Genomic DNA, 17245 nt, shown 5'->3' with positions numbered 1-17245 from the left:
TCCTAATTCAAAAGTTACAGAATGCGGCTTTGACGTCAGGTTTTGACAACGGTTGGCCGTTTTGCCCCCCCGGGTTGCTTGGTTGGCGCCACGCCTGCTGCTAGAGTGCAACCGAACGCATATTTTTCCATTGGTTACAAATACAGGGGGAGAGGGACCTAACTTGGCTGCTCTTGGATCATTGTTTCGTCGTCAAAACGCCCCCTTGCTTGGGCTGGATGTCAGCTCGTCCAGCGTCAAGCTGGTCGAGCTCGGCCGTGAGGCCAGCGGCAAGCTGGTTCTGGAACGCTGTGCCATCGAGCCCCTGGAACGCGGTTGGATCACTGACGGCAACGTCGAGAAATTCGACGAGGTGGCAGAAGCCGTCCGGCGTGTCGTCCGCAAGAGCGGCACCAAGACGCGCAACGTCGCGCTCGCGCTGCCGCCCTCGGCGGTGATCACCAAGAAGATCATTCTTCCCGGTGGCATGAGCGAGCAGGAACTCGAGATCCAGGTCGAGTCCGAAGCCAACCAGTACATCCCCTTCTCGCTCGACGAGGTGAGCCTCGACTTCTGCGTCACGGGTCCCAGCACCTCGTCCGCCGGCGACGTGGAAGTGCTGATTGCCGCGTCCCGCAAGGAAAAGGTCCAGGACCGCGAAGGCTTGGCCGAAGCGGCTGGACTGAAGGCCATGATCCTGGACGTCGAGTCCTACGCCTCGCGCCTCGCGACCGCGCGCCTGATCGAGCAACTGCCCGGCAAGGGCGTCGATTCGATCGTGGCCTTGTTCGAGGTCGGCGCTTTCACTACCAGCATGCAGGTGCTTCGCAACCAGGAAGTGCTGTACGACCGCGACCAGGCCTTCGGTGGCGCCCAGCTGACCCAGCTGATCGTTCGCCAGTACGGTTTTTCCGCCGAGGAAGCCGAAGCCAAGAAGCGCAGCGGCGACCTGCCCGACGACTACGGCTCGGGCGTGCTCAAGCCCTTCGTGGAAAGCATCGCGCAGGAAATCGCGCGTGCGCTGCAGTTCTTCTTCACCAGCACGCCGCACAACCGCGTGGACTACGTGCTGCTGGCCGGTGGTTCGTCGTCGCTGCCGGGGCTGACCAGTGCCGTGACCCGTCAGACCTCTTTTGCCTGCTCGCTCGTCAATCCGTTCGACGGCATGGACTTCGGACCGAGCATTCGCGAGAAAAAGGTGCGGCGCGAGGCGCCCTCGTACCTGACATCTTGCGGTCTTGCCATGCGGAGGTTCCTGCAGTGATCCTGATCAATCTGCTTCCGCACCGCGAAGCCGCGCGCAAGCGGCGTCGCGAAGCTTTCTATGGAACTCTCGGCGCTGCCGCGCTGCTGGGTGGCCTGATCGCATGCCTTGGCTATCTCTGGTTCGAGGCGCAGATCTCGACCCAGCAGTCGAAAAATGGTTTCCTGCAGGCCGAGATCAAGAAGCTCGAAGTCGAGATCAAGGAAATCTCGACGCTGCAGGACGAAATTGCAGCGCTGCGCGCGCGCCAGCAGGCAGTCGAAGACCTGCAGGGCGACCGCAACCTGCCCGTGCACCTGTTCAATGAACTGGTCCGGCAACTGCCTGACGGTGTCTATCTGAGCAGCATGAAACAGGACAACCAGACCGTCACATTGCAAGGCATGGCCCAGTCGAACGAACGCGTGTCGGAACTGCTGCGCAATCTGGGCAACAACAGTCCCTGGTTGGTGAAGCCCGAACTGGTCGAGATCACTTCGGCGAATGTGAACCTGAGCCAGCGCGACCAGCGTCGCGTTGCAAGCTTCACGATGCGCATCGGCCTGAAGCGACCGACCGATGCCCAGAAGGCGGCTGCCGAAAAGGCACTGGCCGCAGCGGCGCAGTCCAAGGGGTAACCAATCATGGCAAGCAATCGCCCCTCCCAAAAAGTAGACGTCGGCGCCGCCCTGCGAAACGTTGGCGACCAGTTCCGCGGACTCAATCCGAACGACCCGTCCATGTGGCCGGCGGTGCCGCGCTATGCGCTGTGCCTGGCCGTGGCCGCGCTGGTGCTCGTGGCGCTGTGGTTCGTCTGGCTCACCAATTCCAATGACGAGCTCGAATCCGAGCGCAGCAAGGAAGTGACGCTCAAGGCCGACTACCAGAAGAAGGTCGCGCAGGCGGCCAATCTCGATCTGCTGAAGAAGCAGCGCGAACAGGTCCAGCAGTACGTGACCCTGCTCGAGAAGCAGTTGCCTAGCAAGGCCGAAATGGATGCGCTGCTCTCGGACATCAACCAGGCGGGCCTGGGCCGCAGCCTGCAGTTCGAGCTGTTCCGCCCGGGTTCCATCTCGGTCAAGGACTACTACGCCGAGCTTCCGATCGCCGTTCGCGTCACGGGGCGTTATCACGACATGGGCGCTTTCGCGGCCGACGTCGCCAGCCTCTCGCGCATCGTGACGCTCAACAACGTGACGATCACGCCGCAAAAGGACAAGGACGTGCTGACGATGGACGCCACCGCGCGCACCTTCCGCTATCTCGATGAAGACGAGCGGGCCGCCCAGAAACGCGCCACGGCGCCGAAGGCGAAGCAATGAGGGCAGCAAGCAAAGTCCTGTGGCTGATGCTGGCCACGCTGGGCCTGAGCGCCTGCGACTCCGGCCAGGATGACCTGCAGAGCTGGATGGTCGAGCAGCGTGCCCAGGTCAAGCCCTCGGTGCCGCCGATTACCGAGCCGAAGAAATTCACCCCCCAGGCCTACACCGAAGGCTCGTCGTTCGAGCCCTTCAACATGCTGAAGCTGACGCAGGCGCTGCGCCGCGAATCGAACCAGCCGAGCACCTCCGAGTTGATCGCGCCCGAACTGGCGCGCCGCAAGGAATCGCTCGAGGCTTTCCCGCTCGACTCGATGGCCATGGTCGGCAGCATGAACCGCAACGGCCAGCCGGTGGCGCTGGTTCGTGTCGACAAGCTGCTCTACAAGGTGCGCGTCGGCGAATACCTGGGGCTCAACTACGGGCGCATTACCCGTATCAACGAAACCGAAGTCGCCTTGCGTGAAATCGTGCAAGACGCTGCCGGTGAATGGATCGAACGCGTGGCGACATTGCAGCTGCAAGAGAGTGCGAAATGAACAAAAAAAAATCAACGATGGCACAGTGGCTGCGCGCCGCCGGGCTGGGTCTGCTGGCCTTCGGCGCAGTTGCCGTCGCCCATGCGCAAAACGCAATCGAGGCTGTCACCAGCTCGACGCAATCCGGCGCCGAGGTGATCCGGATCGATCTGGCCCAGCCGCTCACCGCGGTGCCGGCCGGGTTCGCCGTCCAGACGCCGGCGCGGATCGCGCTCGACTTCCCGGGCGTCACGAACGCCATCGGGCGCTCTGCCATTGAGGTGAACCAGGGCAACCTGCGTTCGGTCAACGTGGTGCAGGCCGGCGAGCGAAGCCGGGTGGTGCTGAACTTGAAGCAGGCCACGGCCTACAAGACGGAGATCCAAGGCAAGTCGCTGCTGGTCATCCTGGAGCCGGTCGCCGGGACGGCGCTCGCAGTCTCATCGGCCACGGTTTTCGCCGAGAACCGCAATCGTGACACGCTGCCCCTGCGCGACGTCGACTTCCGCCTCGGTGCCGACAGCACGGGCCGCGTCATCGTCGACCTGCCGAACAACCAGGTGGGCGTCGATGTCAAGCAGCAAGGCAAGAACCTTGTGGTGGAGTTCACCAAGTCGACCCTGCCCGAAGGCCTGCGCCGACGCCTCGACGTGGGCGACTTCGGAACGCCGGTCCAGCTGATCACCTCGCAGCAATCGGGCGACCGCGTTCGCATGACGATCGAGGCCAAGGGCGACTGGGAACACAGCGCCTACCAGAGCGAAAACCAGTTCGTGGTGGAATTGCGCGCCCGCAAGGTCGATCCGACCAAGCTCACGCAAGGTGTGGGCTACAACGGCGAGAAGCTCTCGCTGAACTTCCAGAACATCGAGATCCGTTCGCTGCTGCAGGTGATTGCCGACTTCACGAACTTCAACATCGTGACCTCGGATTCCGTCACCGGCGCGCTCACGCTGCGCCTGAAGGACGTGCCTTGGGACCAGGCGCTCGACATCATCATGCAGGCGAAGAACCTGGGCATGCGCAAGAACGGCAGCGTGCTGTGGATCGCGCCCAAGGATGAAATCAACGCCAAGGAAAAGCTCGAGTTCGAAGCCAAGGCCGCGATCGAGAACCTGGAGCCGCTGCGCACGCAATCGTTCCAGCTCAACTACACGAAGGCCATTGCCATTGCGCAAGGCTTGACGGGGACCGGTGCTGGTGGCGGTGGTGGCGGTGGCGGTAGCACCACGACCCGCATCCTCAGCCCTCGCGGCAGTGTGATCGCCGAGTCGCGTACCAACCAGCTGTTCGTCTCGGACATTCCGTCGCGCCTGGCGCAGGTCACCGAGCTGATCCAGAAGCTGGACATCCCGGTTCGCCAGGTGCTGATCGAAGCTCGAATCGTCGAGGCGTCCGACACCTTCGGCAAGTCGCTCGGTGTTCGGCTGGGCGGCGGCATCGCCGGCGAGCGCGTTGCCTCGTCGGCCGGCAACCGTGCATTCGGCAACCTCGGCATGATGCCCACCGTGACGGCGGGCACCAATGGCGGCGCGAATACAGCGACCACCACGTGGACCAACTCCAACTTCATCAACCTGCCTGCGGGCGATGCAGGCGGCACAGGCAACGCAGCCGGCGCCTTCGCGATCTCGCTGTTCAACTCGAGCTTCTCGCGCATGCTGAACCTGGAAATCTCGGCGCTCGAAGCCGACGGCAAGGGCAAGCTGGTGTCCAGCCCCCGCGTGATCACGGCCGACCAGACCAAGGCGCTGATCGAACAGGGTGAAGAAATCCCGTACCAGCAGGCAACGTCCAGCGGCGCGACCTCCATCTCGTTCCGCAAGGCCGTGCTGAAGCTGGAAGTCACCCCGCAGATCACGCCCGAAGGCAACATCATCCTGACCCTGGACGTGAGCAAGGACGCCCGTGGCGTGAACACTTCGGCGGGCCCGGCGATCAACACCAAGCACGTGCAGACCGAGGTGCTGGTCGAGAACGGCGGCACGGTCGTCATCGGTGGTATCTTCGAACTTACCGAAACCAATGACGAGTCGCGCGTGCCGGTGCTGGGTGAAGTGCCCTACCTGGGTGCACTGTTCCGCAAGCGCGAACGCGTTGCCAACAAGACCGAAATGCTCGTCTTTATCACTCCAAAGATGATTACCGACCGCAACGCCGCGCGCTGACGCGCGGGCGTAGCAGCCACCGCGTGGCGGTCGCACTCGTCGGCTTGCCCGGCGCCGGAAAATCTGCAGTAGGCCGGCGCCTGGGGGCGCGGCTGAACACTCCATTCATCGACACCGATCACGTGATCGAACAGCGCATCGGCTGTTCGATCCGCGATTACTTCGAGCGCGAAGGCGAGACGGTCTTTCGTGATCTCGAACAGACCGTCATCGCCGATCTGGCCGCAAGCGCCCAGGGCGTGCTGGCCACCGGTGGCGGTGCCGTACTGCGCGAGGCCAATCGAAGCCAGCTGCGCGATCACTTCCATGTGATCTATCTACGTTCCTCCCCCGAAGACCTGTTCCGGCGCCTGCGGCACGACGTCAAGCGGCCGCTGCTGCAGGTGGCCGATCCGCTGGGCCGGCTTCGCGAGTTGCATGACGCGCGCGACCCGCTCTACCGCGAAACGGCCCACGACGTGGTCGACACCGGCCGCCCCTCGATTGCCATGCTGGTGAACATCATCGTGATGCAGCTCGAACTGGCCGGCGTCGTCGCCCCGGGCGCCCATCCGGAAGAGCCCACCGCCTGAGTCGGCTTGGGCTGCAGCGCCTAAACTCGCTGCCATGCCATTGCCCGTACTTTCCGCACCGCCAGAACGCGTCGACATCCAGCTCGGCGAGCGCAGCTACCCCATCCTGATCGGCGCCGGCCTGCTGGACGATCCGGCGAGCTTTGCGGCCACGCCCGCGGCGGCCAGCGCGCTGATCGTCAGCAACACCACGGTCGCTCCGCTCTACGCCCAGGCCCTGCAGACTGCCTTGGCAAACCGCTTCCGCACCGTGCACCTGCTGGAGCTCCCCGACGGCGAGGTGTACAAGAACCTCGAGACCCTGAACCTGATCTTCGACGCGCTGCTCGGCCACGGCAGCGACCGCAAGACCGTGCTGTTCGCCCTGGGCGGCGGCGTGGTGGGCGACATGACCGGCTTTGCCGCCGCCAGCTACATGCGCGGCGTGCCCTTCGTCCAGGTGCCGACCACGCTGCTGGCGCAGGTCGATTCGTCGGTGGGCGGCAAGACGGCCATCAACCATCCGCTGGGCAAGAACATGATCGGGGCGTTCTACCAGCCGCAGCTGGTGGTCTGCGACCTGGGCACGCTGCAGACGCTGCCGCCGCGCGAACTCAGCGCGGGCCTGGCCGAGGTGATCAAGTACGGCCCGATCCACGACATGGCCTTCCTCGACTGGATCGAGACGAACATCGACGCACTGGTCGCACGCGATCCGGCCGCGCTGGCCTACGCTGTCAAGCGCAGCTGCGAGATCAAGGCGCTGGTGGTCGGCCAGGACGAGCGCGAGATGGGCCTGCGGGCCATCCTGAATTTCGGCCACACCTTCGGCCACGCGATCGAATCCGGCCTCGGCTATGGCGAATGGCTGCATGGCGAGGCGGTCGGCTGCGGCATGGTCATGGCGGCGCACCTGTCGCAGCGGCTGGGGGGCGTGGATGCAGCCTTCGTCGAGCGGCTCACGCGCCTCATCGAACGCGCGGGTTTGCCGATCGTCGGTCCGGCGCTGGGCGCCGACCGCTATCTCGAACTCATGCGCGTCGACAAGAAGTCGGAAGCCGGCGAGATCCGTTTCGTGGTCATCGACAAGCCCGGTTCCGCCGCGGTCAGCAGTGCGCCCGATGCGCTGGTGCGCGAAGTGCTCGCGCAGTGCTGCGCGGGATGAGCGCCGCGCCAAGGGTGCACCCATGAGCCTGGCGGCCTACGCCTGCCATCCCGCGCAGTCGCGCGGCCGCCGCCATGCCGAGCCGCCCGCGCCCACGCGCGATGCCTTCCAGCGCGACCGCGACCGCATCGTGCATTCCACGGCGTTCCGCCGGCTGGTCTACAAGACCCAGGTTTTCCTGAACCACGAAGGCGACCTGTTCCGCACGCGGCTCACGCATTCGCTGGAGGTCGCGCAACTGGGCCGCTCGATCGCACGGGCGCTCCGCCTCAACGAAGACCTGGTCGAGGCGATTGCCCTGGCGCATGACCTGGGCCACACGCCTTTCGGGCATGCCGGACAGGACGCGCTGAACGAATGCATGGCCGAGCACGGCGGCTTCGAGCACAACCTGCAGAGCCTGCGCGTGGTGGACGCCCTGGAGCACCGCTATCCGCAATACGACGGCCTGAACCTGAGCTTCGAGACCCGCGAGGGCATCCTCAAGCATTGCTCGCGCGCCAATGCAGAGCGCCTCGAGGCGGCCGAACCGAACGGCGTGGCCCGCCGCTTCCTCGACCGCACCCAGCCCGGCCTCGAAGCGCAGCTGTGCAACCTGGCCGATGCCATCGCGTACAACGCCCACGACATCGACGACGGCCTGCGCTCGGGCCTCATCGGCGTCGAGCAATTGGGCGAGGTGGAGCTTTTCGAGCGCTACCGCCGCGAGGCGCTGTCCGAATATCCCGGCTTGCAGGGGCGGCGCGTGTTGTACGAGACCATCCGGCGCATGCTGAGCGCGCAGGTCTACGACGTGATCGATGCCACGCGCGCAGCGCTCCAGGCGTTGGCGCCGGCCGATGCGGACGGCGTGCGCCATGCGCCACCCCTCGTCGCCTTCAGCGAAACCATGCAGGCGCAGTCGGACGCGCTGAAGCGTTTCCTGTTCCGCAATCTCTATCGCCACCCCCAGGTGACGCAGACCACCGACCAGGCCCAGCAGGTGGTGCGGGAGCTGTTCGATGCCTACCTCGAACGCGCGGCCGAAATGCCCGATTCCTATGCGGACCGCCGCGACCGGCACCGGGCCGTGGCCGACTACATCGCCGGCATGACCGACCGCTTCGCGATGCGCGAGCATGAACGGCTGACCGGCCGGCGGGGCATCGCGTGAGTGCCAGCCCCGCGCCGCGCGTGCCCGCCGCCGCCTTCGCCGTCATGTTGGGCGGCGTCAGCGCCGCGTTGCACCTGGGCAAGCTGCCGCCGGCCGTGCCTGCGCTGCAGGCTTCACTCGGCATCGGACTGGTCGAGGCGGGGTTCCTGCTGTCGTTCGTGCAGGTGGCGAGCATGACGCTGGGCCTCTTGGCCGGGCTCGCGGCCGACAGCATCGGGCTGCGCCGCAGCATGCTGACGGGGCTGGCGGTGCTCACCGTGGCCAGCCTGCTCGGCGGCGCGGTCGGCGCAGGCCTGGTCGGTGGGGCGCATGCGGTGCAGTGGTTGCTGGTCCTGCGCGCGGTCGAAGGCATCGGCTTTCTTCTTGCGGTGATGCCGGGGCCCGGTTTGATTCGCGCCTTGACGCCGACCGGCGCCGACAAGGCCGCGCTCGGCCTGTGGGGCGCCTACATGCCGCTCGGCGTGGCGCTCGCGCTGTTGCTCGGGCCCGCGCTGATCGCCTGGGGCGGATGGGCCGATTGGTGGTGGGCGCTGTCGCTCGTCTCGGCCGCCGCCGCGCTGTGGGTGGGGTCGGCCGTACCGGCGGACCGTCTGCGCCCGAACGCAGTGGGCGGCACCAACGGCGGTTGGTCGTCGCGCCTGCGCGCCACCGTCGGCGCCCGCGCACCCTGGCTGACCGCGCTGACCTTCGCCGTGTATTCCGCCCAGTGGATGGCCGTGATCGGCTTCCTCCCCGCCATCTACGCCGGCGCGGGCGTACCGGCCGGCTGGAACGCGGTGCTCACCGCGATCGCGGCGGCGATGAACATCGTCGGCAACGTCGCGGGCGGCCGCTGGCTGCAGCGCGGCGTGGCGCCCGAGCGGCTGCTGCAATGGGGCTTCCTGGCAATGGCGCTGGGCGGCGTGGCCGCGTTTGCGCAGGTGGGGGAGGGCGCGGACGCTCTGGGCTTGCCGCCCGCGTTGCGCTATGCCGCGGTTTGCGCCTTCTCGCTCGGCGGCGGCATGGTGCCGGCGACCCTGTTCCTGCTCGGCGTCCGGCTGGCGCCCAGCCCCACGACGGTGGGGCTCATGCAGCAGGCCTCTTCGCTCGGACAGTTCCTGGCGCCGCCGGCGGTGGCGTGGGTGGCGCACCGCGTGGGCGGCTGGCACTGGACCTGGGCGGCGACGCTCGCCTGTTCGGTGGCCGGCATGGCGCTCGCGCGGCGCCTGGGGCAAATTCACCCTGCCAAGGAGGCGGCATGACCGGGCCGGCGACAATCGACGCCATCCAGGCCGAAGCCGACATGCGCCGTTGGTTGGAGCGCGCGGTCATCGGCCTCAACCTGTGTCCCTTCGCGAAAGCGGTGCATGTGAAGGCACAGATCCACTACGCCGTGCACCTGCCTGCCGAGGAGTCCGGACTGATCGACGCGCTTCTTTCCGAAGCCAACGAACTCGCAGCCCTCGACGCCGCCGTGCGCGACACCACACTTCTGATTGCACCCAACACCTTGGCGGATTTTCTGGACTTCAACGACTTTCTGGCGCGCGCCGAACGCAAGCTCTCCCGGGCGGGCTTCGACGGCGTGTTCCAGCTCGCGAGCTTTCACCCGCAGTTCCAGTTCGCAGGCACCGAGCCGGACGACATCGAGAACGCGACCAACCGGGCGCCGTACCCCACGCTGCATCTGTTGCGCGAAGACAGCGTGAGCCGTGCGGTCGAGGCATTTCCGGAGGCCGAAGCCATCTTCGAACGCAACATCGAGACGCTCGAAGCGCTGGGCCCGGCGGGCTGGGCTGCGCTCGACGTGGGCCCAGGGAGCGCCCGACCATGAATGCACACGCCGCGGCCAAGGCCACGAAGACGAACAAGGCCGCCAAGGCCGATGCCGAATTGGCCGAGGCGCTGCGCCCCGGGCAGTCCATCGAGTTGCTCAAGGAACTGCACATCCTCACGCGCGAGGGGCGGCTCAACCAGGACTCGCGGCGCAAGCTCAAGCAGGTCTATCACCTGTTCCAGTTCATCGAGCAGCTGCTGCGCGAGCTGCCGGGCGAGGGCGCGGAGGCCACGCTGGCCGACCATGGCGCGGGCAAGTCGTACCTCGGCTTCATCATCTACGACCTGTTCTTCAGGGCGCGCCAGGGCGGGCATGTCTACGGCATCGAGACGCGCGCCGAACTGGTCGAGCGCTCGCGCAAGCTGGCCGAACACCTGGGCTTCCGCCGCATGTCGTTCCTCAACCTCACGGTCGCCGAATCGGCGAATGCGAGCGAGTTGCCAGCGCAGATCGACGTGGTCACAGCGCTGCATGCTTGCGACACCGCGACCGACGACGCCATCGCCTTCGGCCTGGCGAAGAAGGCGCGCTGCATGGTGCTGGTGCCGTGTTGCCAGGCGGAAGTGGCGGCATGCCTGCGCGAGACCAAGGCGCTGGCCCTGTCGCGCACGCCGCTCGCCGAGTTGTGGCGCCATCCGCTGCACACGCGGGAAATCGGCAGCCAGCTCACCAACGTGCTGCGCTGCCTGTATCTGGAAGCCAATGGCTACAGCGTCACGGTGACCGAGCTGGTCGGCTGGGAGCACAGCATGAAGAACGAACTGATCCTGGCGCGCTACACCGGGCAGCGCAAAGCCAGCGCGGCGACGCGGCTGGGTGAGCTGCTGTCGCAGTTCGGTCTCGATGCGCTGGGCGATACGCGGTTTCGCCTCGGCTGAGGCGCCCGCGTCGCGGTGGCTATGCGGTGCGCGAAGCCAGCAGATCGGTGAATGAATCGCGCGCAGGCCACGCCACTGTTTTCCAGGGGCTGAGTTCGTCCGCGAGAAGCTTCTCGGCTACCGAGGCCAGCAGCTTGCGCCCGACGATGTTGCTGCCCGGCGCGTTGCGCTCGCCGGCGAGAAAGCTCTGCGCGTAGTTGTCCCAGCCGGTGAAACGCCCGATGGCGAGTTCCACGGCGGGCTCGAGCCAGTCCAGCGCCTCTTCGGCGCTTGCGTAACCGACGGCTGCCGCGCCTGTCGCCAGATGGGCCGCACGACCGGCCCACAAGGCCAGGTCGTCATCGCTGGCCTGCGTAGCGAGGTCGTCGACGATCTCCGCCACGGCGGCCTGCGCCTCTTCGCCATTCGTCACCGAGAAATCGCGTGCCAGCAGTTTCTTCCAGGCCTCGACTTCGTTGGGCGCAATGCCGATGCACAGCAGGTGCACCGCGCTGCGTTGCGCCTCGTGCGCTTCCTTCAGGTCGGGTCCAAAGGTCTGCCGGTACACCGCGGCGAGTGCCACGGCGAAGTTCTCGAAGCGCGAGGAGGCCGCAAGGCGCGCTGCCAGTGCGGCGTTGTTTTCCTGCTGCGCAGCCTCGCGATCGGCCGTTTCCTGGGCGAGTTCGGCTCTTCCTTCGGCCATGCCTTCTTTCACCGAATCGACCAGTTCCTTGAAAAACTTGAACATTCATCCCTCCCTGGGTGTGTTGGTAAACGGGCCGCTTAGGATACAAGCCTCGCGCGTCACTTCATTCCATGGCCCGACTCCCCCGTCTCACGCTGGCCGACATGCCGCACCACGTGATCCAGCGCGGCAACAACCGCCAGCCGATCTTTGTCGATCGCGCGGACCACGAACGCCTGCTCGGCCTGCTGGCAGACAACGCCACGCGCTTCGGCATCGCGCTGCATGCCTACGTGCTGATGGACAACCACTTCCACCTGCTGGCGACGCCCAACAGCGTCACGGGCCTGCCGCAGTTCATGCAGTCCGTGGGGCGCAGCTATGTGCGTTATTTCAACGACCGCCACGGCCGCAGCGGCACGTTGTGGGAGGGGCGCTACAGGTCCACGCTGATCCAGACCGACCGCTATCTGATGACCTGCATGGCCTACATCGACCTCAATCCGGTGCGCGCCGGCATGGCGGCCGACGCGCGCGACTATCCGTGGTCCAGCCACGGGCACTATGCAGGCCTGCGCCACGACAAGCTGCTGACGCCGCATCCGCTGTACTGGGAGCTTGGCAACACGCCGTTTGCGCGCGAGGCGGCATATGTCGAGTTGGTGCGTGCGGGGGTCCGGGTGGCCGATCAGGACGCGCTGACCGAGGCAACCTTGCGAGGCTGGGCGGCGGGCGATGAGGATTTTCTGGACAGGTTGCAGAAATCGACCGAGCGGCGGGTGGTCAAGGCCAAGGCCGGCCGCCCGCCAGCGGCGTCCAATTTCTGAGCCGAAAGGGCGCGCCGCTCGGCGCTGTACCGATGCCTTCTGCTATCTTTTTTAATACGTCCCCAATTTAATTCCGATCAGAAAACTCAGGATTTAATAAGAATCTGACCCCTATTAAAGTGTTTGGCATTCTTTGTGCATCGCAATATGCTCCCTTTCCCTGCGAAAACTGAAGGAGTGCGCCATGACGACGGCTGCCGAGATCGAACATCTCCAAAAACACGGTCTGTATTCCGGTGCCGATGAGCACGATGCCTGCGGCGTCGGCTTCGTGGCCCACATCAAGGGCGAAAAAAGCCACGCCATCGTGCTGCAGGGCTTGAAGATCCTCGAGAACCTCGACCATCGCGGCGCAGTGGGCGCTGACAAGCTGATGGGCGACGGCGCCGGTATCCTGATCCAGCTGCCCGATCACCTCTATCGCGAAGAGATGGCCAAGCAGGGCGTCACGCTGCCCCCGCCGGGTGAATACGGCGTCGGCATGATATTCCTGCCGAAGGAGCACGCCTCCCGCGAAGCCTGCGAGCAGGAGATGGAACGCGCCATCAAGGCCGAGGGCCAGGTGCTGCTCGGCTGGCGCGACGTGCCGGTCAACCGCGACATGCCCATGTCGCCCACGGTGCGCGAAAAGGAACCGCTGCTGCGCCAGGTCTTCATCGGCCGCGGCAACGACGTGATCGTGCAGGACGCGCTGGAACGCAAGCTCTACGTGATCCGCAAGACCGCGAGCGCCAACATCCAGCGCCTGAAGCTCAAGCACAGCAAGGAATACTACGTTCCGAGCATGTCCAGCCGCACCGTGGTCTACAAGGGCCTGCTGCTGGCCGACCAGGTCGGCACCTACTACCTGGACCTGCAGGACAAGCGTTGCGTCTCGGCCCTGGGCCTGGTGCACCAGCGCTTCTCGACCAACACCTTCCCCGAGTGGCCGCTGGCCCACCCGTACCGCTACGTCGCCCACAACGGCGAAATCAACACGGTCAAGGGCAACTACAACTGGATGAAGGCGCGCGAAGGCGTCATGTCCTCGCCCGTGCTCGGCGCCGACCTGCAGAAGCTGTATCCGATCAGCTTCGCCGGCCAGTCCGACACCGCCACCTTCGACAACTGCCTCGAGCTGTTGACGATGGCCGGCTACCCCATCAGCCAGGCCGTGATGATGATGATTCCCGAGCCCTGGGAACAACACGCCACCATGGACCCGCGCCGCCGCGCGTTCTATGAATACCACGCCGCCATGCTGGAGCCGTGGGACGGCCCGGCCTCCATCGTGTTCACCGACGGCCGCCAGATCGGCGCCACGCTCGACCGCAACGGCCTGCGTCCTTCCCGCTACTGCGTGACCGACGACGACCTGGTCATCATGGCTTCGGAATCGGGCGTGCTGCCCGTGCCCGAGCAGAAGATCGTTCGCAAGTGGCGCCTGCAGCCCGGCAAGATGTTCCTCATCGACCTGGAGCAGGGCCGCATGATTGACGACGAGGAGGTCAAGGCCACCCTCGCCAACAGCAAGCCCTACAAGCAGTGGATCGAGAACCTGCGCATCAAGCTGGACAGTGTCAAGGCCGAGCCGGTCGCGGCGCCGATCAGCCAGGTCGCATTGCTCGACCGCCAGCAGGCCTTCGGCTACACCCAGGAAGACATCAAGTTCCTGATGAGCCCGATGGCGCAGGCCGGCGAAGAGGGCATCGGCTCCATGGGCAACGACAGCCCGCTGGCCGTGCTCTCCAACAAGAACAAGCCGCTCTACAACTACTTCAAGCAGCTGTTCGCGCAAGTGACCAACCCGCCGATCGACCCGATCCGCGAAGCGATCGTGATGTCGCTGGTGTCCTTCATCGGCCCCAAGCCCAACCTGCTGGACATCAACCAGGTCAACCCGCCGATGCGGCTCGAAGTGAGCCAGCCGATCCTCGACTTCGCCGACATGGCGAAGCTGCGCGACATCGGCAAGTACACGCAGGGCAAGTTCAAGAGCTACGCGCTAGACATCACCTACCCGCTCGCCTGGGGCGACGAGGGCGTCGAAGCCAAGCTGGCCTCGCTGTGCGCCGAAGCGGTGGACGCCATCAAGGGCGGCCACAACATCCTGATCGTGAGCGATCGCGGCGTGAGCCCGACGCAGGTGGCGATTCCGGCTGTGCTGGCCCTCTCGGCCGTGCACCAGTACCTGGTCCGTGAAGGCCTGCGCACCACCGCCGGCCTCGTGGTCGAAACCGGTTCGGCCCGCGAAGTGCATCACTTCGGCGTGCTCGCCGGCTACGGCGCGGAAGCCGTGCACCCGTACCTCGCCATGGAAACGCTGGCGGCCATGCATGCCGACCTGCCGGGCGACCTGAGCGCCGACAAGGCGGTCTACAACTACGTCAAGGCCATCGGCAAGGGCCTGTCGAAGATCATGTCGAAGATGGGTGTCAGCACCTACATGAGCTACTGCGGCGCGCAGCTCTTCGAAGCCATCGGCCTGAACACCGAGACCGTCAACAAGTACTTCACCGGCACCGCCAGCCGCGTGGAAGGCATCGGCGTCTTCGAGATCGCCGAGGAAGCCATCCGCATGCACAAGGCCGCGTTCAGCGACGACCCGGTGCTCGCCAACATGCTGGACGCCGGCGGCGAGTACGCCTGGCGCACGCGCGGCGAAGAGCACATGTGGACGCCCGACGCCATCGCCAAACTGCAGCACAGCACGCGCTCCAACAACTGGAACACGTATAAGGAATACGCGCAGCTCATCAACGACCAGAACCGCCGCCACCTCACGCTGCGCGGCCTGTTCGAGTTCAAGATCGATCCGGCCAAGGCGATTCCGGTGGACGAGGTCGAATCGGCGGCGGAAATCGTCAAGCGCTTCGCCACCGGCGCGATGTCGCTCGGCTCCATCAGCACCGAGGCGCACGCCACGCTCGCGATTGCCATGAACCGCATCGGCGGCAAGAGCAACACGGGCGAAGGCGGCGAAGATCCGGCGCGCTACCGTAACGAACTCAAGGGCATCCCGATCAAGCAGGGCGACACGCTCAAGAGCGTGATCGGCGCGGCCAACGTCGAGGTCGACCTGCCGCTGAAGGACGGCGACTCGCTGCGTTCGCGCATCAAGCAGGTGGCCTCGGGCCGCTTCGGCGTCACCGCCGAGTACCTGCACTCGGCCGACCAGATCCAGATCAAGATGGCGCAGGGTGCCAAGCCGGGCGAGGGCGGTCAGCTCCCGGGCGGCAAGGTCACCGAGTACATCGGGAAGCAGCGCTATGCCGTGCCGGGCGTGGGGCTCATCTCGCCCCCGCCGCACCACGACATCTACTCGATCGAGGACTTGGCTCAGCTCATCCACGACCTGAAGAACACCGCGCCGCACGCCAGCATCAGCGTGAAGCTGGTGAGCGAAATCGGCGTGGGCACGATCGCTGCGGGCGTGGCCAAGTGCAAGAGCGACCACGTCGTGATCGCCGGCCATGACGGCGGCACGGGCGCCTCGCCCTGGTCGTCGATCAAGCATGCGGGCAGCCCGTGGGAAATCGGCCTGGCCGAAACGCAGCAGACGCTGGTGCTCAACCGCCTGCGCAGCCGCATCCGCGTGCAGGCCGACGGCCAGATGAAGACCGGCCGCGACGTCGCCATCGGCGCGCTGCTGGGTGCCGACGAATTCGGCTTCGCCACCGCGCCGCTGGTGGTCGAGGGCTGCATCATGATGCGCAAGTGCCACCTGAACACCTGCCCCGTGGGCGTGGCCACGCAGGACCCGATCCTGCGCAAGAAGTTCTCGGGCAAGCCCGAGCACGTCGTCAACTACTTCTTCTTCGTTGCTGAAGAAGTGCGCCAGATCATGGCGCAGCTGGGCATCCGCAAGTTCGACGACCTGATCGGCCGCGCCGACCTGCTCGACACCCGCAAGGGCATCGAACACTGGAAGGCCTCGGGCCTGGACTTCAGCCGCCTGTTCGCGCTGCCGAACGTGCCGGCCGATGTGCCGCGCTTCCATGTCGAGAACCAGGACCACGGCCTCGAGCGTGCGCTGGACGTCAAGCTCATCGAGAAGTCGCGTCCGGCCATCGACAAGGGCGAGAAGGTGCAGTTCATCGAGGTGGCGCGCAACGTCAACCGCTCGGTGGGCGCGATGCTCTCGGGCGCGCTGACCAAGGTGCATCCGCAAGGCCTGCCCGACGATTCGATCCGCATCCAGCTCGAAGGTACGGGCGGCCAGTCGTTCGGCGCGTTCCTCGCGCGCGGCATCACGCTGTACCTGATCGGCGATGCCAACGACTACACCGGCAAGGGCCTCTCGGGCGGCCGCGTGGTGGTGCGTCCGAGCCTGGACTTCCGCGGCGAAGCGGTGCGCAACACCATCGTCGGCAACACCGCGCTGTACGGCGCGACCACCGGCGAGGCGTACCTCTGCGGCGTGGCCGGCGAGCGCTTTGCGGTGCGCCTCTCGGGCGCCACGGCGGTCATCGAAGGCACGGGCGACCACGGTTGCGAATACATGACGGGCGGCACGGTCGCTGTGCTCGGCAAGACCGGCCGCAACTTCGCGGCCGGCATGAGCGGCGGCGTGGCCTTCGTCTACGACGAGGACGGCCAGTTCGCCACGCGCTGCAACCTCTCGATGGTGTCGCTCGACAAGGTGCTGACCTCGGCCGAGCAAACGGCCAGCGTGCATCGCAAGATCTGGCACGGCGGCGAGACCGACGAGGCGCAGCTCAAGAAGCTGCTCGAAGAGCACCACCGCTGGACCGGCAGCAAGCGCGCGCGCGAGCTGCTGGACAACTGGGCCGTGTCGCGCACCAAGTTCGTCAAGGTGTTCCCGAACGAATACAAGCGCGCTCTCGCCGAACTGCACGACCGCAAGGTCGAGCTGACCAGCAGCGGCAACAACGCGCACGTGGGCCTCGAGCCGCACGCGCTGGTCGCCCCGGCCACGACGGCTGCGGTCTGAGCGGCAACGAAAACGAAGAACAGAGGAAAGC

General features: G+C 65.9%; 14 protein-coding genes. 13 read left to right on the top strand and 1 reads right to left on the bottom strand.

The genetic code is table 11. The annotated features are described in order from the left end of the window. Positions 1 to 163 precede the first annotated feature (163 nt). From M2282_RS18670 to M2282_RS18620, 11 genes are read left to right on the top strand one after another with little or no spacing between them, the layout of a single operon-like run. Entirely contained in the window at positions 164 to 1243 is a 1080-nt protein-coding gene (locus M2282_RS18670; protein WP_013539687.1) for a pilus assembly protein PilM, read from the top strand. Further along, a complete protein-coding gene (locus tag M2282_RS18665; RefSeq protein ID WP_280810265.1) occupies positions 1240 to 1860 on the top strand; it encodes a PilN domain-containing protein in 621 nt (206 codons plus the stop codon). The genes M2282_RS18670 and M2282_RS18665 overlap by 4 nt, the downstream gene beginning before the upstream one ends. A 6-nt stretch (positions 1861 to 1866) precedes the next feature. Then, positions 1867 to 2544 (top strand): type 4a pilus biogenesis protein PilO, encoded by a 678-nt coding sequence (locus M2282_RS18660; protein ID WP_280810264.1) that lies wholly within the window; start codon positions 1867 to 1869, stop codon positions 2542 to 2544. After that, the gene (locus tag M2282_RS18655) at positions 2541 to 3080 is read left to right on the top strand and encodes a pilus assembly protein PilP (RefSeq protein WP_280810263.1); all 540 of its coding nucleotides are present in this window, start codon (positions 2541 to 2543) and stop codon (positions 3078 to 3080) included. The genes M2282_RS18660 and M2282_RS18655 overlap by 4 nt, the downstream gene beginning before the upstream one ends. Then, complete coding sequence (gene pilQ / locus M2282_RS18650; protein ID WP_280810262.1) at positions 3077 to 5227, top strand: type IV pilus secretin PilQ; 2151 nt, start codon at positions 3077 to 3079, stop codon at positions 5225 to 5227. The genes M2282_RS18655 and pilQ overlap by 4 nt, the downstream gene beginning before the upstream one ends. 23 nt (positions 5228 to 5250) lie before the next feature. After that, positions 5251 to 5799, top strand: coding sequence for a shikimate kinase (locus M2282_RS18645; protein WP_280810261.1), 549 nt, complete (start codon positions 5251 to 5253; stop codon positions 5797 to 5799). 34 nt (positions 5800 to 5833) lie between these two features. After that, positions 5834 to 6943, top strand: coding sequence for a 3-dehydroquinate synthase (gene aroB, locus M2282_RS18640; protein ID WP_280810260.1), 1110 nt, complete (start codon positions 5834 to 5836; stop codon positions 6941 to 6943). A gap of 22 nt (positions 6944 to 6965) precedes the next feature. Beyond that, complete coding sequence (locus M2282_RS18635; protein ID WP_280810259.1) at positions 6966 to 8096, top strand: deoxyguanosinetriphosphate triphosphohydrolase; 1131 nt, start codon at positions 6966 to 6968, stop codon at positions 8094 to 8096. Then, the gene (locus tag M2282_RS18630; RefSeq protein ID WP_280810258.1) at positions 8093 to 9337 is read left to right on the top strand and encodes an MFS transporter; all 1245 of its coding nucleotides are present in this window, start codon (positions 8093 to 8095) and stop codon (positions 9335 to 9337) included. Before M2282_RS18635 ends, M2282_RS18630 begins: the two co-directional genes overlap by 4 nt. After that, a complete protein-coding gene (locus M2282_RS18625; RefSeq protein WP_280810257.1) occupies positions 9334 to 9909 on the top strand; it encodes a DUF1415 domain-containing protein in 576 nt (191 codons plus the stop codon). The genes M2282_RS18630 and M2282_RS18625 overlap by 4 nt, the downstream gene beginning before the upstream one ends. Then, positions 9906 to 10790 carry a class I SAM-dependent methyltransferase gene (locus M2282_RS18620; protein ID WP_280810256.1) on the top strand — a complete coding sequence of 295 codons (885 nt, stop codon included), beginning with the start codon at positions 9906 to 9908 and terminating at the stop codon, positions 10788 to 10790. Before M2282_RS18625 ends, M2282_RS18620 begins: the two co-directional genes overlap by 4 nt. Before the next feature lie 19 nt (positions 10791 to 10809). On the opposite strand, the gene M2282_RS18615 is transcribed toward M2282_RS18620, so the two are convergent. Then, entirely contained in the window at positions 10810 to 11517 is a 708-nt protein-coding gene (locus tag M2282_RS18615; RefSeq protein ID WP_280810255.1) for a DUF1266 domain-containing protein, read from the bottom strand. A 68-nt stretch (positions 11518 to 11585) separates the two neighbouring features. Here M2282_RS18615 and M2282_RS18610 point away from each other — a divergent pair, with 68 nt between their 5' ends. After that, positions 11586 to 12281, top strand: coding sequence for a transposase (locus M2282_RS18610; protein WP_280810254.1), 696 nt, complete (start codon positions 11586 to 11588; stop codon positions 12279 to 12281). Positions 12282 to 12465: 184 nt separating this feature from the next. Then, on the top strand, positions 12466 to 17214 hold the full coding sequence (locus M2282_RS18605; protein WP_280810253.1) for a glutamate synthase-related protein: 4749 nt from the start codon (positions 12466 to 12468) through the stop codon (positions 17212 to 17214). The last annotated feature ends 31 nt before the right edge of the window (positions 17215 to 17245 follow it).

This window comes from Variovorax boronicumulans (assembly GCF_029892485.1).
GTDB lineage: Bacteria > Pseudomonadota > Gammaproteobacteria > Burkholderiales > Burkholderiaceae_C > Variovorax > Variovorax boronicumulans_B.
This window is presented reverse-complemented; position numbering and strand designations above follow the sequence as displayed.